This is a genomic window from Azonexus caeni, from assembly GCF_048146105.1.
Classification (GTDB): Bacteria; Pseudomonadota; Gammaproteobacteria; order Burkholderiales; family Rhodocyclaceae; genus Azonexus; species Azonexus aromaticus_B.
This window is the reverse complement of sequence record NZ_JBKJAD010000016.1, coordinates 33,675-51,521: the sequence shown is the minus strand read 5'-3', so window position 1 is coordinate 51,521 and position 17,847 is coordinate 33,675. Positions and strand designations below refer to the sequence as shown.

Below are 17,847 nucleotides of genomic sequence, written 5' to 3'. Positions count from 1 at the left end.
CCCAGGGGGCGGCCCTGCGGTCGGCGGTCGCTTCTTAAGTGGCTTGTTTTTCATCGACAAACCGCTATAATCTTGCGTCTTTTTCCCCGCTTACGAAAGTATTCACATGGTTGTTATCCGTCTCGCCCGTGGCGGCGCCAAGAAGCGCCCGTTCTACAGCATGGTTGTCACCGATTCCCGTAATCGTCGCGACGGTCGTTTCGTCGAGCGCATCGGCTTCTACAACCCGGTCGCTTCCGGTGCCGCCGAGCAACTGCGCATTGCTGGCGATCGTCTGGCCTACTGGCTGGAGCAAGGTGCACAGCTGTCGCCGACCGCTGCCCGCCTGGTCAAGCAGAACGCCAAGCAGGCTGCCTGAGTTTCGTAACACCTTGTCCAGCAACGATATTGTCGTTCTCGGCAGGCTTGCCGAGGCGTACGGAATCCAAGGCTGGATCAGGTTGCATCCTTTCGGGGATGATCCGCTTGGCTGGCGTCGCATTCCGGTCTGGTATCTGGGCCGGGAAGGTGGGCCGTGGCGCGAGGCCGAATTGCATGGCCTGAAAGCGCACGGCGACGGCTTGGTGGTGTCGTTTGTCGGCATTGCCGACCGGACGGCAGCGGAAGGGTTGAAGGGCCAGTTGATCGGCGTGCCGCGTGAGGCCCTGCCGGAAACCGGCGACGGTGAGTTTTACTGGGCCGACCTGCTTGGTCTGGCGGTGGTGAACGAAGAAGGCGCTCTGCTCGGCAAGGTGGCCGCCCTGATCGAGACCGGCGCCAACGATGTGCTGCAGGTAGTGAACGATGCCGGCGAGGAGAGGCTGTTGCCTTTCGTTGACGCAGTTGTTCTGGAGGTGGACAAGCCTGCCGGGGTGATCCGGGTGGCCTGGGGCTGCGATTGGTGATCCGCTTCGACGGCGTGACGCTGTTTCCGGAGATGTTCGCAGCGGTCACGGAAAGCGGGATTACCCGCCGGGCACTGGAAGAAGGTCGTTGGGAGTGGCAGGCGTGGAATCCGCGCGATTACGCGGAAAACGCCTGGCGTCGGGTTGATGACCGGCCTTTCGGTGGCGGTCCGGGCATGCTGATGCAGGCGGCGCCGCTGGAAAAGGCGATCGCGGCGGCGAAGGCGGCCCAGGCTGCGGCAGGTTTTCCGGCGAGCCGGGTGATCTACCTGTCGCCACAAGGCGCGCCGCTGACCCATGAGCGGGTGATGCGGCTGGCGCATGGCGGAGAAGGGGTGATCCTGCTCTGCGGTCGCTATGAAGGTATTGACGAGCGTCTGATCGAGCGCTGCGTCGATGAAGAAATATCGATCGGGGATTTCGTGCTCTCCGGTGGCGAGTTGCCGGCGATGGTGCTGATCGATGCCGTCGTCCGACAGTTGCCGGGGGTGCTTGGTGATGCCGCCTCGGCGGTGGAAGATTCGTTTGTCGATGGTCTGCTGGATTGCCCGCACTACACCCGTCCCGAGGTTTATGAGGGAATGCCGGTGCCGGAAGTGCTGGTCTCCGGCGATCACAAAAAAATTCGTCGCTGGCGGCTGAAACAGTCGCTGGCGCGAACCCGGAAGCGCCGACCGGAGCTGTTTGCCGAATGGCTGGCGCAACGCAGTCTGACTGCGGAAGAGACGCAACTCCTCACGGAAATTTCCGGCGCGGAGCAATGCGGTGAGTAATGTTTTACAAAAAGGATCTCACATGAACCTGATTCAACAGCTGGAACAAGAAGAAATCGCCCGCCTGGGCAAGACCATTCCCGAATTTGCCCCGGGCGACACCGTCGTCGTTCAGGTCAAGGTCAAGGAAGGTAACCGCGAGCGTCTGCAGGCTTACGAAGGCGTCGTCATCGCCAAGCGTAACCGCGGCCTGAACTCGTCCTTCATCGTTCGCAAGATTTCTTCGGGCGAAGGCGTCGAGCGTACCTTCCAGACCTATTCGCCGCTGGTCGCCTCGATCGAACTGAAGCGTCGTGGCGATGTCCGTCGCGCCAAGCTGTACTACCTGCGCGAGCGTTCCGGCAAGTCGGCCCGCATCAAGGAAAAGCTGCCGGCGAAGAAGGCTTCCGCCTGATCGACGGTTCGCAGCAATATCTGAAAAGGGGCTTCGGCCCCTTTTTTTGTTTACGCTGATATATAAAAAGGCGCCGTAGCGCCTCTGGGGGGGCGTTACCGGATGGTTCAGCCAGTTCGCTTGTCGCGCTCGATCAGGGCGTAGGCCGAGTGATTGTGGATCGACTCGAAGTTCTCGGACTCGACCACGTAGCTGTCGATGCGCGGCTCGGCGTTGAGGCGGGCGGCGACGTCGCGGACCATGTCCTCGACGAATTTCGGGTTGTCGTAGGCGCGCTCGGTGACGTACTTCTCGTCCGGGCGCTTCAACAGGCCGTAGAGTTCGCAGGAGGCTTCCGACTCGACCAGCTGGACCAGTTCCTCGACCCACATGAAGTCGTTGGTACGGGCGGTGACGGTGACGTGCGAGCGCTGGTTGTGAGCGCCGCGTTCGGAAATCTTCTTCGAGCACGGGCAGAGGCTGGTCACCGGGACGACGACCTTGACCGAGGTGACGATCTCGCCGCCGCAGATGTCGCCGATGAAGGTGACGTCGTAGTCGAGCAGGCTCTGGACGCCGGAAACCGGTGCCGTCTTGTTGATGAAATACGGGAAATTCATCTCGATGTGGCCGCTTTCCGCTTCCAGGCGGACGACCATGTCGCGCAGCATGGTCGGGAAGTTCTCGACCGAAATCTCGCGTTCGTGCGAGTTCAGGATCTCGACGAAGCGGGACATGTGCGTGCCCTTGAAGTTGTGCGGCAGGCTGACATACATGTTGAAGACGGCGATCGTGTGCTGGATGCCTTCGGCCTTGTCCTGCACCTTGATCGGGTGGCGGATGGCCTTGATGCCGACCTTGTTGATCGCGATCTGGCGCGTGTCGGCGGAGCTTTGGACGTCGGGGATGGGAGTCGGGGTCATGGGGCTGTTCAGTCCGTTAGAGCGGGTTGTCGAGGCGTTCGCGCACGCGGCGCACAATGCCTTCCTTGTCGAGGCCAAGCTCGGCGAGGAGCTGGCCCTGTTCGCCGTGATCCACGAACTGGTCGGGAAGACCGAGGCGCAGCACGGCAGCGTTGCTGCCACGTTCGCCGAGCAGGCGTTCGATTTCCGAGCCGGCGCCGCCGATCACGGCATTCTCTTCGATGCTGACCAGGAGCGAATGGTTCCCGGCGAGTTCGCCGATCAGCGCGTTGTCGAGCGGCTTGATGAAGCGCATGTTCACCACCGTCGCGTCGAGCGCTTCGCCGGCGGCCAGTGCCGCCGGCACCAGGCTGCCGAAGGCGAGCAAGGCGACCCGATTGCCGCGGCGCAGGACCTCGCCCTTGCCCAGTGGCAGCGTGTCCAGCTCGGGAGACGGTAGCTTGCCGGTGCCGCCGCCGCGCGGGTAGCGGACCAGCGTCGGACCGTCGTGGGCGAAGGCGGTCGACAGCATGCGCCGGCATTCGGCTTCGTCGGCCGGGGCCATGATCGTCAAGTTGGGAATGCAGGCGGCGAAGGAAAGGTCGAAGCTGCCGTGGTGGGTCGGCCCGTCGGCGCCGACCAGGCCGCCGCGGTCGATGGCGAAGACGACCGGTAGCTTCTGCAGCGCGACGTCGTGGATCAACTGGTCGTAGGCACGCTGCAGGAAGGTCGAGTAGATGGCGACCACCGGCTTCAGGCCTTCGCAGGCCAGCCCGGCGGCGAAGGTGACGGCGTGCTGTTCGGCGATGCCGACATCGTAGTAGCGGCCGGGGAATTCCTGAGCGAAGCGGACCAGGCCGGAGCCCTCGCGCATCGCCGGGGTGATCGCCACCAGGCGCTGGTCGGCGCGCGCCTGATCGCACAGCCAGTCGCCGAAGACCTGGGTATAGGTCAGCTTGCCGCCGCCCTTGCCGGACTGGATGCCTTCGCCCGGCGCGAACTTGCCGACGCCGTGGTAAAGGATGGGGTCGCTCTCGGCGAGCTTGTAGCCCTGGCCCTTCTTGGTGATCACGTGAAGGAACTTCGGACCCTTGATGCCCTTGAGGTTTTCCAAGGTCGGGATCAGCGCGTCGAGGTCGTGGCCGTCGATCGGTCCGTAGTAGTGAAAGCCGAATTCCTCGAACAGCGTGCCCGGGGCGATCATGCCCTTGACGTGCTCTTCGGCGCGGCGCGCCAGCTCAAGCAGCGGCGGCGCGAAGCCGAGCATGTGGCGGCCGGCCGAGCGGGCGGCGTTGAAGGTCTTGCTCGAGGTCAGGCGGGTCAGGATGTTGTTCAGCGCGCCGACCGGCGGCGAGATCGACATCTCGTTGTCGTTGAGGATGACCAGCATGTCGGCGTCGGCGACGCCGGCATTGTTCAATGCCTCGAAAGCCATGCCAGCGGACATCGCGCCGTCGCCGATGACGGCGATCACCTGGCGCGCTTCGCCCTTTTGCTTGGCGGCCAGCGCCATGCCCAGCGCCGCCGAGATCGAAGTCGACGAATGGCCGACGCCGAAAGTGTCGTATTCGCTCTCGCAACGCTTGGGGAAGCCGGCGATGCCGTGGCGCATGCGCAGCTTGTTCATGCCGGTGCGGCGCCCGGTCAATACCTTGTGCGGGTAGCACTGGTGGCCGACGTCCCAGACCAGGCGGTCGTCCGGCGTGTTGAACACGTAGTGCAGGGCGATCGTCAGCTCGACGGTGCCGAGGTTGGACGACAGGTGACCGCCGGTTCCTGACACCGATTCGATCAGGAAATCGCGCAGTTCGCCGGCCACCTGGTCGAGTTGCTTGCGCTCCAGGGCGCGCAGGTCGGCGGGGCGGTCAATGGTTTGCAGCAGCGGGTAAGTCATGTTCAGAATTGCCTGTGGCAGATGAAGTCGGCGAGCTGGATCAGCCGGTCGGCGCGCTGGCCGAAACAGTTCAGCGCTGCCAGCGCCTCGCTGCGCAGTTCGTCGGCGTAGGCGCGGGCGCGTTCGAGGCCGAGCAGGGCGACGTAGGTCGGTTTGTCGGCCGCTTCGTCCTTGCCGGCGGTCTTGCCGAGGGTGGCGGTGCTCGCCGTGCAGTCGAGGATGTCGTCGACGACCTGAAAGAGCAGGCCGGCACGTTTGGCGAAGCGGTCGAGCTGCTGCCGTTCGGTCTCGCTCAGGGGCTCGCCAGCGAGGGCGCCGAGCAGCACGGCGGCGCGGATCAGGGCGCCGGTCTTCAGCGCGTGCATCAGTTCCAGTTCGACCTGTTCGAGCGGCTTGCCGACCGATGCGAGATCGATCGCCTGGCCGCCGGCCATGCCGCGCGAGCCGCTGGCATGGGCGAGCAGGGCGATCATTTCGAGCTGACGTTCGCCGAGCGGCTGGCTGGCCAGCAGTTCGAAGGCCAGCGTCTGCAGGCTGTCGCCGACGAGCAGCGCGGTCGGCTCGTCGTATTCGACGTGGCAGGTCGGCCGGCCGCGGCGCAGCACGTCGTCGTCCATGCACGGCAGGTCGTCGTGCACCAGCGAATAGGCGTGGATCAGCTCGACCGCGCAGGCGGCGACATCGAGGCGGGCGGCGTCGGCGCCGGCCAGTTCGCCGGCGGCGAAGACCAGCAGCGGGCGAACGCGCTTGCCGCCGCCCAGCGTGGCGTAGCGCATGGCGTCGTGCAGGCGTTGCGGAATCGTTTCGGCGGCGGGCAGGCAGCGGGCCAGCGCGGTTTCGGTACGGGCCTGGGTAGCGGCCATCCAGTCGGCAAAGGAAAGGCTCACTGGGCCTCCAGGGTGTTGCGATCGACGTCGCGGGCGACACCGTTCTCGATGATCCGTACTTCTTCTTCGGCTTTTGCCAGCAGGTTCTGGCAATGCTGGATCAGCGCCATGCCGCGCCTATGCGCGGCAATCGATTCCGCCAGTTCGAACTGGCCGTTTTCCATGCTGGCGACGGTGGCTTCCAGTTCGGCCAGGGCGACCTCGAATTTCATCTCGGCTATCGGGGTGGGATCCATGACTTGGTCGTTCAGGAAACGTATGAAAATACTCCATGCGGGGTATTTCGGTCAAATTCAGGATAAAATCGACATCCCTTTTTTAACCCGCTGGAGGCTAGGAATGTCCGACATGGCGACTTCGTCCCGGTTGGCCCCTGCAGTTTCCCAACTGCCGGTGGACTGGTATTTCGATGAACGGATTCACGCGCTGGAGAAGAAGCTCATCTTCGATGCCGGTCCGGGCTATGCCGGCCACCAGTTGATGGTGCCGGAAGCGGGTGACTACCGTACCCAGGAATGGAAGGACCACGGTCAGATGCTGCTCAACGGCGGCGCGGTCGGGCCGAATGCCGGCATCTGGCAGATGTCCAACGTCTGCCGCCACCGTCAGGCGATCATGCTGCAAGGCGCCGGCAGGCTCGAAGGGCCGGTGGTCTGCCCGATCCACCGCTGGACCTACGAGCAGTCCGGCGAACTGATCGGGGCGCCGCACTTCCCGCAGAATCCCTGCCTGAACCTCGATAAGGTCAAGCTGGAGAACTGGAACGGTCTGCTCTTCAAGGGGCCGCGTTCGGCCAACGTCGACCTGGCCGGCATGCTGACCGCGCGCGATTTCGACTTCTCCGGCTACAAGCTCGACCATGTCGAGATGCACGAGTGCAACTACAACTGGAAGACCTTCATCGAGGTCTATCTGGAGGACTACCACGTCGTGCCCTACCATCCGGGCCTGGGCAACTTCGTCACCTGCGACGACCTGAGCTGGCAGTTCGGCGACTGGTACTCGGTACAGAAGGTCGGCATCACTTCGCTGCTCAAGGAATCCACTTCCGGTGTCTACAACCGCTGGCAGAAGGTGGTCCGCGAGTACTACGGCGACCGCGGGCAGACCCCGCCGCAGGGCGCGGTGTGGCTGACCTACTATCCGAACATCATGGTCGAGTGGTACCCGCACGTGCTGGTCGTGTCGACGCTGATCCCGCAGGGCGTGGACAAGACGATGAACGTCGTCGAGTTCTACTACCCCGAGGAAATCGTCGATTTCGAGCGCGAGTTCATCGAAGCCGAGCGCGCCGCCTACATGGAGACGGCGATCGAGGACGACGACATCGGCGAGCGCATGGACCGCGGCCGCAAGGCGCTGCTGGCTGAAGGCAAGAACGAGGTCGGCCCCTACCAGAGCCCGATGGAGGATGGCATGCAGCACTTCCACGAGTTCTACCGGCGCATCATGCAGAAGGAAATCGAAGGCCGCTGAGCGGATTTTTCAGTCGCTTCCGCGGTCGACCGGGGCGTCGGGGTAGAATCCGGCGCCCTTTTCTTTGTTCTTGCCGGTCCGTGGCTCGAAGCCCGGCCGTACCGCCCGAGTCGAATCACGCATGCAATCCCTGTGGATGATCGCCGCCAGTTTCCTGTTCGCCTGCATGGGTGTTTGCGTCAAACTGGCGGCGCAGACCCATTCGGCGGTCGAAATCACCTTCTACCGCAGCTTCATCTCCCTGCTGCTGATGTTCGGGCTGGTTCGCCTGCGCGGCGTCCGGCTGGCGACGCCGCACTGGCGCTGGCAGATCAGCCGCGGCCTGGTCGGCTTTGCGGCGCTGTTCGCCTATTTCTACGCGATCACGCTGCTGCCGCTGGCGACCGCGGTAACGCTCAACTACACCTCGGCGATCTTCCTCGCGCTCTACCTGGCGCTGGCCGGCTGGCAGGTGCGGCGCGGCATGCTCGGCGCGCTGGCGCTCGGCCTGGCCGGCGTCATCCTCTTGCTCAAGCCGACCTTCCAGGCCGAGCAACTGGTCGGCGGTCTGGTCGGACTCGCCTCCGGCGTGATGGCCGGAATGGCCTACTTCAGCGTGCGCGAACTGGGCGCCCGCGGCGAATCGGAAATCCGCACCGTCTTTTATTTTTCGCTCGTCGCCAGCGTCTGTGCCGCCGTCTGGCTCGTCTTTGGCGAGATCCACCCGGTCGACGCCGACAGCGGACTGCTGCTGTTCGGCGTCGCCGGCTTCGCGACGCTCGCCCAACTGGCGATGACGCGCGCCTACTCACGCGGCAAGACTCTGCTGTCAGCGGCACTGGCCTACAGCACGGTGATCTTTTCCAGCCTCGCCGGCATGCTGTTCTGGGGCGAAGTGCTGCCGGCGTCGGCGTGGGCAGCGATCGGCCTGATCGTCCTGTCGGGCATCGCGGCGACGCATTTTTCGCGTGCCAGCCCGGTGGAGCAGGATTAAACCTGTCAGTCAGGTATTCTCATGTCAATTCAGGTATAAAAGTGCATCGGTATATCGCTTCGGCGGCACTATTACGAAGAAAGGACAGTGACGAAATGAAGGTTTTTTTGGGCGGTACGTGCAACGAGTCAACGTGGCGTCGTCGGATCATTCCGCTACTCGAAGCTGAATTCTTCAATCCTGTAGTGGATGACTGGACGCCTGATCGCATGGCCGAAGAACTGCGACAGCGGGAAGAGTGCGATGTGTGTTTGTACGTCATCACGCCGAAGATGACCGGTGTTTATTCGATTGCGGAAGTGATCGACGACAGCAACAAGCGACCGGAGAAAACTGTGTTCGTCAGGCTGCGTGATGACGACGACGAGAAGTTTACGGATGGGCAATGGAAGTCGCTGGGGGCGGTTGCGCAAATGGTTGAGCGCAACGGAGGCCGCGCGTTTGACTCCTTGAAAAGTGCGGCGACACACCTCTCGCATTGCTGCCGACCTGAATGCAGCAAGGAGCAGCAATGACTGTTTTGGGGCGACTGACACGTGTCGATTTGCGCGAGGTTTGGCCGCACGAGGCCTATAACTTCACGCCGTGGATGGCTCAATCCTCTAATTTGGCGGTTTTATCCGAAGAGTTGGGGCTCGATCTGGAACTGGTCGGTCAGGAGGTTGCCGTCGGACCCTATGCCGCGGATATTGTTTGCAAGGATATTTTCAGCGGTGCCCATGTCCTGATCGAAAATCAGCTGGAAAAAACGGATCACAGCCATCTGGGACAGATACTGACTTACGCCGCGGCGCTGGAGGCGAGAAGTATTGTTTGGATCGCTTCGCGTTTCACTGATGAACACCGTGCGGCGATCGACTGGCTCAACGAGATCACGCACGACGAATGGCAGTTCTTCGGGCTTGAGATTGAATTGTGGCGTATCGGTGATTCGGAGCCGGCGCCAAAATTCAACATGATTTGTCGGCCAAACGACTGGAGTCGGGCGGTGCGCGATGAGGCTGCCAAAGCCGGGAGCGCATCGCCGACGCAAGCCTTGCAGTTGAAATTCTGGTCGGCATTTCGCGATTACATGATGCTCAAGGGGCTCCGCGCGCCGAAGCCGTCGGCACAGTCTTGGCAATCGTTTCGCGTTGGGCGGACGGGGTTCTCCATTGAGGGGGTGATTAAGCGTAACGAACGCCAGATGCTGGTTCGTCTTTACATCAATTGCGACGATCTGCCGCCAAAGGCGGTTTTCAGGTACTTGCGGGATCGTCGAGACAGCGTTGAAGCGAGTATGGCATCGGTGATGGAATGGAACGAATTGCCAGATAAAAAGGGTTGCGTGATCGCAGTCGTTCGTTCGAATAGTGACCTCGACGACGAAACGGCCTGGCCTCAGTTACATGCCTGGCTGGAAAGCAATGTTGCCCGGATGGAAAAAGTCTTTCGTCCGCTGATCGTCTCTCTTTCCGCTGCTGATCTGGCTTAAACTGGATACAGCCACAACAACAACGGAGCAAACCATGATCGTCATCGACCACAAGGCCCACCGGGTCAATGTTTCGGTGTTCGGCGAATTCACGCTGGCCGACTATCGTGAATTCGAGGAAGTCGTCAATTACAAGATCAAGTTCGAAGGCCCGGTCGACCTGTTCTTCGACCTGACCAAGATGGGCACGCTGACGCTCGACGTCGCCTGGGAGGAAGTCAAGTTCTCGCGCGCCCACGCGAACGATTTCAATCGCGTCGCGGTAATTACCGACAGCGAGTGGGTGACCTGGAGCGCCTGGCTGTCGCAGACCTTCGTCAATGCCGACGTGCAGGTCTTCGACGATCCCGCTGCGGCCGATGAATGGCTGGAAGGCGAGGCTTGAACTTCGGGCCGCTGATCCGGCCGGCGCAGTTGCTGGCGCAGCTCGGCGAGCCCGACTGCTGCATCGTCGATGTCCGCCATCAATTGGCCGATGTCGGTTACGGCGAGCGGGCCTACGGCGAGGCGCACCTGCCCGGTGCTTTCTTCCTGCATTGCGACCGCGACCTGTCGGGTCCGCTGAACGGCCGCAACGGGCGCCATCCCTTGCCCGATCCCAAAGTGCTGGCCGGCAGGCTGGCGGCGCTCGGCATCGACCGGCAGACCCGGGTGGTCGCCTACGACGACGGTAACGGCATGATCGCCAGCCGTCTCTGGTGGCTGTTGCGCTGGCTCGGCCACGATGCCGTCGCCGTGCTCGACGGCGGCTGGGCGGCCTGGTGCCGGGCCGGCGGGGCCTTGAGCCGGGAGCGGCCGAGCGCCGTGCCGGGCGACTTCCAGCCGCACTTGCGCTCGTGGACCGTCGATGTTGACGACGTCCTGGCCGGGCTGGGGTCGGCGGACCGGCGTCTGATCGATGCCAGGGCCGCCGACCGCTTCCGCGGCGAAAACGAAACCATCGATCCGGTGGCCGGCCACATTCCCGGGGCGCGCAACCGTTTCTTCGGCGACAACCTCGCTGCCGACGGTTGCTTCAAGCCGGCGCCCGAACTGGCCGCCGAATGGCGCGCGCAACTCGCTGGCGGGGCGCCGGCCGCGGTCGTCCATTACTGCGGTTCGGGCGTTTCCGCCTGCCAGAACATCCTTGCCATGGAAGTCGCCGGCCTGCCCGGTTCGCGGCTCTACGGCGGCTCGTGGAGCGAGTGGTGCGCCGATCCGGCGCGGCCGGTCGAACGCTGAGCTTTCGCGTTCGGGCTCAGGCCTGCGCGAAGAAATGGTGGCGGACCTTGTCGTCGAGCAGGCGGCGGCAGTCGGCTTCGTCGCAACATTGCAGCCGGGTGTGCAGCGTTTCGGCGATGTTCAGGAAGATGGCGGCGAGCGCCGGGTCGAAATGGCTGCCGCTGTCCTGGCGGATGATCTCGATGGCGGCGGCGAATGGCATCGCCTCCTTGTACGGACGGCGTGAGACCAGAGCATCGAAAACGTCGGCAATGGCGAAGATGCGGGCCGCCAGGGGAATGTTTTCGCCACTCAGAGCGCGCGGGTAACCTTTGCCGTCCCATTTTTCATGGTGGCCGGCAACCACGGCAGCCGCCTCGTCCAGCCAGCCGATACCGGCGACGATGGCTTCGCCCTGCGCGACGTGGGTGCGCATGGTCGCCATTTCCTCGGCGTCCAGCCGCCCGGGTTTGAGCAGGATGGCATCGGGGATGCCGATCTTGCCGACATCGTGCAGGAAGCTGCCGACGATCAATGCCTGCATCGCTGGCCGTTCCAGTCCGAGCGCTTCGCCGATGCAGGCGGCGATCCAGGCCACCCGGTAGTTGTGGGCGCCGGTGTCGGAATCGCGGCGGGCGACGGCGCGGCCCATCGCTTCCATCATCGACAGATGCGATTCGAGCAGCGCTTCCGCCCGCCGCGAGTTTTCCGCCGACAGATGGACGACGAAGGGATAGATGGTCAGGCCGCAGAGCAGTGAAGCGGCGGCGACGATCAACGCCATGGTCAGCGCGCCGCGCATCAGTTCTTCCTTCTGCCATTCCGGGACGATGCGTACGCCCTCGAAAAAGCCGGCCGGACGCTCGGCGTCGCGTCCTTCCAGGGGAACGAAAATGCGCAGTATCCAGCCCTGTTCAGGCAGCTTCAGGCTTTGATAACTGGGGGTCCGGTAATTCGGCCGGCCATGCTTGGGCAGTAGCGATTCGACGGCCTCGCCGGCCGGCGTGCTGGCCTCGGCCAGCTTGCGGCCGTCGGCGTCGTAGATTTCGGCAATGTCGAACAGGCCGCCGGTGATCGCCAGCGCCGCCTCGTCGGCGCGCAGCGGCAATTGTTTCTCGGCGGGAAGGGCGAAGCTGTCGCGGTCGCCCAGGATGTGACGGGATTCCTCCATCGCCAGCGAGACCATGTTCTCCTCGGCGATCTCGCGCGAAATCAGCCAGGCGAGCGGGCCGCTGATCAATGCCAGAAGCATGCTGATGGCGGCGATGCGGCGTGCGGCGCGTTGTTTGAAAGTCTTCATCGGCAGTCGGCGGCTGGCGGTGGTCCGGATCGGTATTCGCCCATTAGAGCAGAACAGGCTGAAAGGAAGATGAACGCGCCCACGTCAGCTAGCGCTGCCAAGGCGTCCGAGGGCCCAGGCGACGTGCTCGCGGACCAGTGCCGACGCATCGTCAGCCCGGGCTCGCAGGGCGCCGATTGCCGCGTTGGTGGCCGGGCCGTTGCCGAGCCCGACGGCGATGTTGCGCAGCCAGCGTTCATGGCCGATGCGGCGGATCGGGTTGCCGGCCAGACGGTCGTTGAACTGCTGTTCGCTCCAAGCGAACAATTCGATCAGCGTCGCCGAATCCAGACCATGGCGTGGCGCGAATTCCGGATCGCCGAGCCGGGCGAAGCGGTTCCACGGGCAGCAGGTCTGGCAGTCGTCGCAGCCGTAGATGCGGTTGCCAAGCAGCGGCCGGAATGCCTCGGGGATGGCGCCGGCGAGTTCGATGGTCAGGTAGGAAATGCAGCGCCGCGCGTCGACCACATAGGGGGCGACGATGGCGCCGGTCGGGCAGGCGTCGAGGCAGGCGCGGCAGGAACCGCAGTGCTCGTCGACCGGCGCGTCGGGCGGCAGCGGCAGGTCGCAGTAGATTTCGCCGAGAAAGCGCCACGAGCCGTGTTTCGACAGCAGCAGCGTGTGCTTGCCGCGCCAGCCGAGGCCCGCCTGGCGGGCGTATTCGACTTCCATCACCGGCGCCGAATCGGAAAAGACGCGGTAGCCGTAGAGGCCGGCCAGTTCGCCGATGGCGCTGGCCAGCTTCTGCAGTCGGTTGCGCACCACCTTGTGGTAGTCGCGGCCCTGAGCGTAGCGGGAGATCGCCGCCTGACCGGGAGCGTCGGCGGCTTTATCATGAGGCAGGTAGTCGAGGGCCGCGGAAATCACCGTCAGCGTGCCGGCTTCCAGTTGCTGCGGCCGGGCGCGCAGTTCAAGGTGGCGCGCCATATAATCCATCTCCCCGTGCATGCCGGCGGCCAGCCATGCACGCAGCCGATCGACGGCGGCGCCCGGTTCGGCGCGGGCCACGCCGATCTCGGCAAAACCCAGTTCCCGGCCGAGTTCGCGGATGCGCGCCTTGATGGCGACGTGGTCCAGATTGGAGTCCTGATCATGCATAGCCCGGATGTTACCGCCGTTTTCGATCTCCCCGACGAGGCGGCGACCCAGTGCCTCGGTGCCGAACTGGCGCAGGCGTTGCAGCCGGGGCTGGTGATCTACCTCGAAGGCGACCTCGGCGCCGGCAAGACGACGCTGGCACGGGCGATGATCCGGGCGCTTGGATACAGTGGTCCGGTGAAAAGTCCGACCTATGCTTTGGTTGAAGTTTACGTAGTTTCGAGTTTATACTTGTATCACTTTGATTTTTATCGTTTCGAGTCACCCGAGGAATTCCTCGATGCGGGATTTGGTGAATACTTCAACGACGCCTCCGTCTGCCTGGTCGAATGGCCCGACAAGGCGGCCGGCTGCGTGCCAGCGCCCGATCTCCGCATTCTCCTGCGGCACGCCGGTGGCGCGCGTGTTGCCGAACTTGCAGCCATCTCGGAAAGGGGGGCGTCATGCGTAAGGACCACCGCCTCGATCCGCGCCGTCGGCAGCTCCTGCGCTACGCCGGCAGCGCGCTAGTTCTCTCGGTCACGCCGCTCACCGGTCGCGCCGCCAGCCGGCCGGCGATCGTCGCGGTACGCATCTGGCCGGCCGCCGATTACACCCGGGTCACGCTCGAACACGACGCGCCGCTGAAATTCACCCATTTCACCGTCGAAAATCCGGAGCGTCTGGTCGTCGACATCGAAGGTGTCGAGTTCAACAGCGTGCTCGACAGCCTGGCCGGCAAGGTCGGCGATGACGATCCCTACATCAAGCTGCTGCGGGCCGGCCGCTTCAAACCGGGCGTCGTCCGTCTGGTGATGGAACTGAAGACGCGCGTCGTGCCGCAGGTGTTCTCCTTGGTGCCAGTTGGCGAATACGGTCACCGCCTGGTCCTCGACATCTATCCGGAAACCCCGGCCGATCCCCTGATGGCGCTGCTCGAAGGGCGGCGCGACGCGGTCGAGCCGCTCAAGCCGGGGCAGGACCTCGGCGGCGAGGAAGCGAAGCCGGCCAAGGCGCCAGAGCCGCAGGTGGCGAAGCGCTCGGGCAAAGCCGTGGTCGACCGGCTGGTGACGATCATGCTCGATCCCGGGCATGGCGGCGAAGATCCCGGTGCCGTCGGCAAGCGCGGTACCCACGAAAAGGCGGTCACGCTGGCCATCGCTCGTCGCCTGAAAGCGCGCATCGACGCCGAACCGAACATGCGCGCCGTGCTCACCCGCGACGGCGATTTCTTCGTTCCGCTGCAGGTGCGCGTGCAGAAGGCGCGACGCATCCAGTCCGACCTCTTCCTGTCGATCCATGCCGACGCCTGGATCAAGCCCGATGCGCGTGGTTCCTCGGTCTTCGTCCTGTCCGAGAAGGGGGCGTCGAGCACCCAGGCTCGCCTGCTGGCGCAGAAGGAAAACAGCGCCGACCTGATCGGCGGCGTCAATCTGGCCAAGACCAAGGACGTTTTCCTGGCCCGCACCCTGCTCGATCTGTCGCAGACGGCGACCATCAACGACAGCCTCAAACTCGGCAAGTACCTGCTCGGCGAACTCGGCTCGATCAACCACCTGCACAAGACCAGCGTCGAGCAGGCGGGATTCGCCGTCCTCAAGGCGCCGGACATTCCATCGGCACTGATCGAGACCGCCTTCATCTCCAATCCGGAAGAAGAGCTGCGCTTGAAGGACGACGCCTATCAGGAGCAGATGGCCGACGCCATCATGCGCGGCATCCGCCAGTACTTCATCAAGCATCCGCCGGGGCCGAAGGCGAAGATCGCCCAGATCGGCTGATGCAGGCCGCGCCGCTCACTGAACTGCGCCGTCTTTACACGGCTGCCGATATCGCTGGCGATGCCGCGCAACTGCCGCTGCTTGACGCCGCTGGCACGGCCCGCGCCTTGCTCATCGAATTCCCGCAGGCCAGCGACTGGCCGAGCGTTGGTGCAACCCTGAGTTATCTCGCCGACGAGCTGGCCTTGCCGCAGCCAGCGCTGTCGGTGTCCGTCGGCGGCGCGTTCACGCTCTGGCTGGCTTTCGCAACACCGCGGCCACTGCCGCAACTGGCCGCGTTTTACGATGGCCTGCGGGCAGCTTGCCTGAGCGATCTGCCGGCCGAGCGGGTGCGCTGTCATCCGTTGAGCGGGGTTGAAGCAGTGCCGTTGGTGCCAGCGTTCGACGCCGGTGTCGAGCGCTGGTCGGCCTTCATCGATCCCGGCATGGGCAGCATGTTCGTCAGCGAGCCGGGGCTGGAGTTTCCGCCCAATCCGGAGCGGCAGGTGGAAATGCTGGCCGGCTTGAGGGCGATCGACGACCGGCAGTTGGCCAAGGCAATGGCCCAACTGCCGACACCGGTTCAGGCGCCGGCTGCAGGTGCTTTGCCCTTGGCCGGACATTTTGCCGATCCGGCGGCTTTCCTGCTGGCGGTGATGAACGACGCTTCCGTGCCGCTCGGCGAGCGGATCAGCGCGGCCAGCGCCTTGCTCGCCGCTGGCCGCCGCTGAGGCCTCAGAAGAGTTCGACTTCGCCCTTGGCGATTTCGCGGGCGGCCAGCCGCCCGTCTTCGATCAACTGCTCGTAGCAGGCAAGCTGGTTGCGGCCGTTGCGCTTGGCATAGTAAAGCGCCTCGTCGGCGCGTTCGATGACGTCGCTCGGGGTGTCACTGAGCAGCAGGCGGCTGAAGCCGATGCTGACGGTGACGTGGCCGACGCGGCTGAAAACCGTCTGCTCGACGTCGTGGCGGAAGCGCTCCAGGGTTGCCGCGGCCGACTGGCGGTTGGTCGGCTGCAGCAGGGCGATGAATTCCTCGCCGCCGAAGCGGAACAACTGGTCGTCGAAACGAAAACTCTGCCGCATCACCTGCGACACCATGATCAACACCTCGTCACCGATCAGGTGGCCGTAGCTGTCATTGACCCGCTTGAAATGGTCGATGTCGCAGACTGCCAGCCAGTGGTTGCTGTCCGCTTGTTCGTTGCGCCGGGCAGGTTGCGGCGCGTTGCCGAGCATGTGGTCGGAAGCGGCCAGACCGAGCAGTTCGAACAGGTGCTTGTCGAAAGTCTTGCGGCTGGCCAGGCCGGTCAGCGTGTCGGCCTCGCCGTAGTCGAGGAGGCCGATGTGGTTGCCGAAATACTCAACCAGTCCCATCAGGGTGACGCGCAGGTCGGCGGAAAAATCCTCTTCCATCACCAGATCAATGAAGTAGATCGGTTCATCAAGGCGCAATATCGGGAAGATCACCCGATGCGAACCGTCGCCCATGGGTTCGAGGACGGCGGAGAGTTCGCGCCGGCATTGTCGGAGCAGCGGGTCGCGTTCGATCGGCTGGCAGAAGCGTGCTTCGGGCAGGTAGGCGTTGCGCAGGAACTGCCCTTGCGGGCCATAGCCGGCGCAGGCGAAGACAATGGTCTTGCGTTTGCTGGAATAGCAGCGATAAATGGTCAGCCGGCGTGGGGAAAACAGCTCCTTCAGTGCGTCGACCATTGCCGAGTTGATTTCGGTACGGTCGCGGCGCGCCGAAATGCGAAGAACATGGTTGATCAGGCTGAGCATCATGGGATGGCTTGTCGATTTTGCCAGATTATAGCGGCGGCCTCTGCGGCAAGGGGCTGTTTTTTCGTGGATTTGGCCGGAACTTCAGGGCGCCCCGGTATAATCGCGCTTTTTTGCAGCAGCATCCGATGCGCGTTTTTCGCGGTTATTCTCGTCCTGTTCCGGCACCGGTCGCACTGGCCATCGGCAATTTCGATGGCGTGCATCGTGGCCACGCCGCGCTGATCGGCCGTCTGGCCGAGGTGGCTGGAGAGCGCTCGCTGGTGCCGACGGTATTGAGCTTCGAGCCGCATCCGCGCGAGTTCTTCGCGCCCGATTCGGCACCGGCCCGCCTCAGCACCTTCCGCGAAAAGCTCGAACTGCTCGCCGCCAGCGGCGTGGCGCAAGCGATGATCTGCCCCTTCAACCGCGCTTTCGCGGCGCTGGGGGCGCAAGCCTTCATCGACGATGTTCTGGTGCATGCCCTGCGCGTCCGGCATCTCGTGATCGGCGACGATTTCCGTTTCGGCAGGGGGCGTGTCGGCGATTTCGCCTTGCTGCAGGCTGCTGGCGAACGTCATGGCTTTGCCGTCGAAGCGATGGCCAGCGTTGTTGTCGATGCTGAAAGAGTCTCCAGTTCCGGCGTGCGCCGGGCGCTGGCTGCTGGCGACATGGCGCACGCGGCGAAGTTGCTCGGCCGCCCGTACATGATGGACGGCCAGGTGGTTCACGGCCAGAAGCTCGGCCGCCAGCTCGGTTTTGCCACGGCCAACCTGCGCATCAAGCACAACCCGCTGCCGATGACCGGTGTTTTTGCCGTCGAGGTCGCGGGCTTGGACGAGGCACCATTGCCCGGTGTCGCCAACCTCGGCATCCGCCCGACGCTCGGCGGTACGCGGCCGCTGCTGGAAGTGCATCTGTTCGATTTCGACCGCGACATTTATGGCGCGCATATTTCGGTGCGTTTCGTGCACAAGCTGCGCGACGAGCAACGTTTTCCCAATTTCGACGCCCTCAAGGCGCAGATCGCGGCCGATGCCGCGGTGGCGCGGGCTTTCTTCAAGCGGTGAGCAAGCA

General features: G+C 63.9%; 21 protein-coding genes. 14 read left to right on the top strand and 7 right to left on the bottom strand.

Features of this window, described 5'->3' with window-relative positions; translation table 11 throughout:
• Nucleotides 1-106: 106 nt before the first annotated feature.
• Genes rpsP through rplS form a run of 4 tightly spaced genes read left to right on the top strand, consistent with a single transcriptional unit; the run spans nucleotide 107 to nucleotide 2,051 of the window.
• Nucleotides 107-358, top strand: coding sequence for a 30S ribosomal protein S16 (gene rpsP / locus ACLIIZ_RS14665; protein WP_416693338.1), 252 nt, complete (start codon nucleotides 107-109; stop codon nucleotides 356-358).
• 13 nt (nucleotides 359-371) lie between these two features.
• On the top strand, nucleotides 372-884 hold the full coding sequence (gene rimM, locus ACLIIZ_RS14660) for a ribosome maturation factor RimM (protein ID WP_416693336.1): 513 nt from the start codon (nucleotides 372-374) through the stop codon (nucleotides 882-884).
• On the top strand, nucleotides 881-1,657 hold the full coding sequence (gene trmD / locus ACLIIZ_RS14655; protein WP_416693407.1) for a tRNA (guanosine(37)-N1)-methyltransferase TrmD: 777 nt from the start codon (nucleotides 881-883) through the stop codon (nucleotides 1,655-1,657). Before rimM ends, trmD begins: the two co-directional genes overlap by 4 nt.
• 22 nt (nucleotides 1,658-1,679) lie before the next feature.
• Nucleotides 1,680-2,051 (top strand): 50S ribosomal protein L19, encoded by a 372-nt coding sequence (gene rplS, locus ACLIIZ_RS14650; RefSeq protein WP_374326638.1) that lies wholly within the window; start codon nucleotides 1,680-1,682, stop codon nucleotides 2,049-2,051.
• Between the two features lie 107 nt (nucleotides 2,052-2,158).
• Here rplS and folE2 read toward each other — a convergent pair whose 3' ends face one another.
• From folE2 to xseB, 4 genes are read right to left on the bottom strand one after another with little or no spacing between them, the layout of a single operon-like run.
• The gene (gene folE2 / locus ACLIIZ_RS14645; RefSeq protein ID WP_416693334.1) at nucleotides 2,159-2,953 is read right to left on the bottom strand and encodes a GTP cyclohydrolase FolE2; all 795 of its coding nucleotides are present in this window, start codon (nucleotides 2,951-2,953) and stop codon (nucleotides 2,159-2,161) included.
• 16 nt (nucleotides 2,954-2,969) lie between these two features.
• Nucleotides 2,970-4,826, bottom strand: a complete 1,857-nt coding sequence (gene dxs / locus ACLIIZ_RS14640) for a 1-deoxy-D-xylulose-5-phosphate synthase (RefSeq protein WP_416693331.1) — start codon at nucleotides 4,824-4,826, stop codon at nucleotides 2,970-2,972.
• Between the two features lie 2 nt (nucleotides 4,827-4,828).
• On the bottom strand, nucleotides 4,829-5,689 hold the full coding sequence (locus ACLIIZ_RS14635) for a polyprenyl synthetase family protein (RefSeq protein WP_416693406.1): 861 nt from the start codon (nucleotides 5,687-5,689) through the stop codon (nucleotides 4,829-4,831).
• A gap of 20 nt (nucleotides 5,690-5,709) precedes the next feature.
• Complete coding sequence (xseB, locus tag ACLIIZ_RS14630) at nucleotides 5,710-5,925, bottom strand: exodeoxyribonuclease VII small subunit (RefSeq protein ID WP_374326641.1); 216 nt, start codon at nucleotides 5,923-5,925, stop codon at nucleotides 5,710-5,712.
• A 127-nt stretch (nucleotides 5,926-6,052) separates the two neighbouring features.
• Between xseB and ACLIIZ_RS14625 the strand changes: the two genes are divergently transcribed.
• The 6 genes from ACLIIZ_RS14625 to ACLIIZ_RS14600 all read left to right on the top strand — a co-directional run bounded on the left by ACLIIZ_RS14625 (nucleotide 6,053) and on the right by ACLIIZ_RS14600 (nucleotide 10,857).
• Nucleotides 6,053-7,189 carry an aromatic ring-hydroxylating oxygenase subunit alpha gene (locus ACLIIZ_RS14625; RefSeq protein ID WP_416693329.1) on the top strand — a complete coding sequence of 379 codons (1,137 nt, stop codon included), beginning with the start codon at nucleotides 6,053-6,055 and terminating at the stop codon, nucleotides 7,187-7,189.
• Nucleotides 7,190-7,310: 121 nt separating this feature from the next.
• Entirely contained in the window at nucleotides 7,311-8,162 is an 852-nt protein-coding gene (locus ACLIIZ_RS14620; RefSeq protein ID WP_416693327.1) for a DMT family transporter, read from the top strand.
• Nucleotides 8,163-8,257: 95 nt separating this feature from the next.
• Nucleotides 8,258-8,677 (top strand): nucleoside 2-deoxyribosyltransferase domain-containing protein, encoded by a 420-nt coding sequence (locus ACLIIZ_RS14615; protein ID WP_416693326.1) that lies wholly within the window; start codon nucleotides 8,258-8,260, stop codon nucleotides 8,675-8,677.
• The gene (locus ACLIIZ_RS14610) at nucleotides 8,674-9,636 is read left to right on the top strand and encodes a DUF4268 domain-containing protein (protein ID WP_416693323.1); all 963 of its coding nucleotides are present in this window, start codon (nucleotides 8,674-8,676) and stop codon (nucleotides 9,634-9,636) included. Before ACLIIZ_RS14615 ends, ACLIIZ_RS14610 begins: the two co-directional genes overlap by 4 nt.
• Nucleotides 9,637-9,670: 34 nt before the next feature.
• Nucleotides 9,671-10,021 carry a SpoIIAA family protein gene (locus ACLIIZ_RS14605; protein ID WP_416693321.1) on the top strand — a complete coding sequence of 117 codons (351 nt, stop codon included), beginning with the start codon at nucleotides 9,671-9,673 and terminating at the stop codon, nucleotides 10,019-10,021.
• Complete coding sequence (locus ACLIIZ_RS14600) at nucleotides 10,000-10,857, top strand: sulfurtransferase (RefSeq protein ID WP_416693318.1); 858 nt, start codon at nucleotides 10,000-10,002, stop codon at nucleotides 10,855-10,857. The genes ACLIIZ_RS14605 and ACLIIZ_RS14600 overlap by 22 nt, the downstream gene beginning before the upstream one ends.
• Before the next feature lie 16 nt (nucleotides 10,858-10,873).
• Here ACLIIZ_RS14600 and ACLIIZ_RS14595 read toward each other — a convergent pair whose 3' ends face one another.
• Both ACLIIZ_RS14595 and queG read right to left on the bottom strand, forming a co-directional pair.
• A complete protein-coding gene (locus ACLIIZ_RS14595; protein ID WP_416693315.1) occupies nucleotides 10,874-12,136 on the bottom strand; it encodes an HD-GYP domain-containing protein in 1,263 nt (420 codons plus the stop codon).
• Nucleotides 12,137-12,220: 84 nt separating this feature from the next.
• On the bottom strand, nucleotides 12,221-13,273 hold the full coding sequence (gene queG / locus ACLIIZ_RS14590) for a tRNA epoxyqueuosine(34) reductase QueG (RefSeq protein ID WP_416693313.1): 1,053 nt from the start codon (nucleotides 13,271-13,273) through the stop codon (nucleotides 12,221-12,223).
• Between queG and tsaE the strand changes: the two genes are divergently transcribed.
• From tsaE to ACLIIZ_RS14575, 3 genes are read left to right on the top strand one after another with little or no spacing between them, the layout of a single operon-like run.
• Nucleotides 13,268-13,783 (top strand): tRNA (adenosine(37)-N6)-threonylcarbamoyltransferase complex ATPase subunit type 1 TsaE, encoded by a 516-nt coding sequence (tsaE, locus tag ACLIIZ_RS14585; protein ID WP_416693310.1) that lies wholly within the window; start codon nucleotides 13,268-13,270, stop codon nucleotides 13,781-13,783. The two genes, queG and tsaE, sit on opposite strands and share 6 nt — an antisense overlap.
• Entirely contained in the window at nucleotides 13,717-15,033 is a 1,317-nt protein-coding gene (locus tag ACLIIZ_RS14580) for an N-acetylmuramoyl-L-alanine amidase (protein WP_416693307.1), read from the top strand. Before tsaE ends, ACLIIZ_RS14580 begins: the two co-directional genes overlap by 67 nt.
• The gene (locus ACLIIZ_RS14575) at nucleotides 15,033-15,743 is read left to right on the top strand and encodes a hypothetical protein (RefSeq protein ID WP_416693305.1); all 711 of its coding nucleotides are present in this window, start codon (nucleotides 15,033-15,035) and stop codon (nucleotides 15,741-15,743) included. The genes ACLIIZ_RS14580 and ACLIIZ_RS14575 overlap by 1 nt, the downstream gene beginning before the upstream one ends.
• A 4-nt stretch (nucleotides 15,744-15,747) precedes the next feature.
• Here ACLIIZ_RS14575 and ACLIIZ_RS14570 read toward each other — a convergent pair whose 3' ends face one another.
• The gene (locus ACLIIZ_RS14570) at nucleotides 15,748-16,794 is read right to left on the bottom strand and encodes a GGDEF domain-containing protein (protein ID WP_416693303.1); all 1,047 of its coding nucleotides are present in this window, start codon (nucleotides 16,792-16,794) and stop codon (nucleotides 15,748-15,750) included.
• Nucleotides 16,795-16,919: 125 nt separating this feature from the next.
• On the opposite strand from ACLIIZ_RS14570, the gene ACLIIZ_RS14565 reads away from it, so the two are divergent.
• Nucleotides 16,920-17,840: a bifunctional riboflavin kinase/FAD synthetase gene (locus ACLIIZ_RS14565; RefSeq protein WP_416693301.1), complete on the top strand. Its 921-nt coding sequence runs from the start codon at nucleotides 16,920-16,922 to the stop codon at nucleotides 17,838-17,840.
• Nucleotides 17,841-17,847 lie beyond the last annotated feature (7 nt).

What these genes read in the sequence shown, in the direction of transcription:
- tsaE (WP_416693310.1), top strand. Translation starts at nt 13,268, where the DNA reads ATGCATAGCCCGGATGTTACCGCCGTTTTCGATCTCCCCGACGAGGCG.
- ACLIIZ_RS14625 (WP_416693329.1), top strand. Translation starts at nt 6,053, where the DNA reads ATGTCCGACATGGCGACTTCGTCCCGGTTGGCCCCTGCAGTTTCCCAA.
- xseB (WP_374326641.1), bottom strand. Translation starts at nt 5,925, where the DNA reads ATGAAATTCGAGGTCGCCCTGGCCGAACTGGAAGCCACCGTCGCCAGC.
- ACLIIZ_RS14600 (WP_416693318.1), top strand. Translation starts at nt 10,000, where the DNA reads ATGGCTGGAAGGCGAGGCTTGAACTTCGGGCCGCTGATCCGGCCGGCG.
- rpsP (WP_416693338.1), top strand. Translation starts at nt 107, where the DNA reads ATGGTTGTTATCCGTCTCGCCCGTGGCGGCGCCAAGAAGCGCCCGTTC.
- ACLIIZ_RS14575 (WP_416693305.1), top strand. Translation starts at nt 15,033, where the DNA reads ATGCAGGCCGCGCCGCTCACTGAACTGCGCCGTCTTTACACGGCTGCC.
- ACLIIZ_RS14615 (WP_416693326.1), top strand. Translation starts at nt 8,258, where the DNA reads ATGAAGGTTTTTTTGGGCGGTACGTGCAACGAGTCAACGTGGCGTCGT.
- ACLIIZ_RS14595 (WP_416693315.1), bottom strand. Translation starts at nt 12,136, where the DNA reads ATGAAGACTTTCAAACAACGCGCCGCACGCCGCATCGCCGCCATCAGC.
- dxs (WP_416693331.1), bottom strand. Translation starts at nt 4,826, where the DNA reads ATGACTTACCCGCTGCTGCAAACCATTGACCGCCCCGCCGACCTGCGC.
- ACLIIZ_RS14610 (WP_416693323.1), top strand. Translation starts at nt 8,674, where the DNA reads ATGACTGTTTTGGGGCGACTGACACGTGTCGATTTGCGCGAGGTTTGG.
- folE2 (WP_416693334.1), bottom strand. Translation starts at nt 2,953, where the DNA reads ATGACCCCGACTCCCATCCCCGACGTCCAAAGCTCCGCCGACACGCGC.
- ACLIIZ_RS14605 (WP_416693321.1), top strand. Translation starts at nt 9,671, where the DNA reads ATGATCGTCATCGACCACAAGGCCCACCGGGTCAATGTTTCGGTGTTC.
- ACLIIZ_RS14580 (WP_416693307.1), top strand. Translation starts at nt 13,717, where the DNA reads ATGCGTAAGGACCACCGCCTCGATCCGCGCCGTCGGCAGCTCCTGCGC.
- rplS (WP_374326638.1), top strand. Translation starts at nt 1,680, where the DNA reads ATGAACCTGATTCAACAGCTGGAACAAGAAGAAATCGCCCGCCTGGGC.
- ACLIIZ_RS14620 (WP_416693327.1), top strand. Translation starts at nt 7,311, where the DNA reads ATGCAATCCCTGTGGATGATCGCCGCCAGTTTCCTGTTCGCCTGCATG.
- ACLIIZ_RS14570 (WP_416693303.1), bottom strand. Translation starts at nt 16,794, where the DNA reads ATGATGCTCAGCCTGATCAACCATGTTCTTCGCATTTCGGCGCGCCGC.
- ACLIIZ_RS14635 (WP_416693406.1), bottom strand. Translation starts at nt 5,689, where the DNA reads ATGGCCGCTACCCAGGCCCGTACCGAAACCGCGCTGGCCCGCTGCCTG.
- ACLIIZ_RS14565 (WP_416693301.1), top strand. Translation starts at nt 16,920, where the DNA reads ATGCGCGTTTTTCGCGGTTATTCTCGTCCTGTTCCGGCACCGGTCGCA.
- queG (WP_416693313.1), bottom strand. Translation starts at nt 13,273, where the DNA reads ATGCATGATCAGGACTCCAATCTGGACCACGTCGCCATCAAGGCGCGC.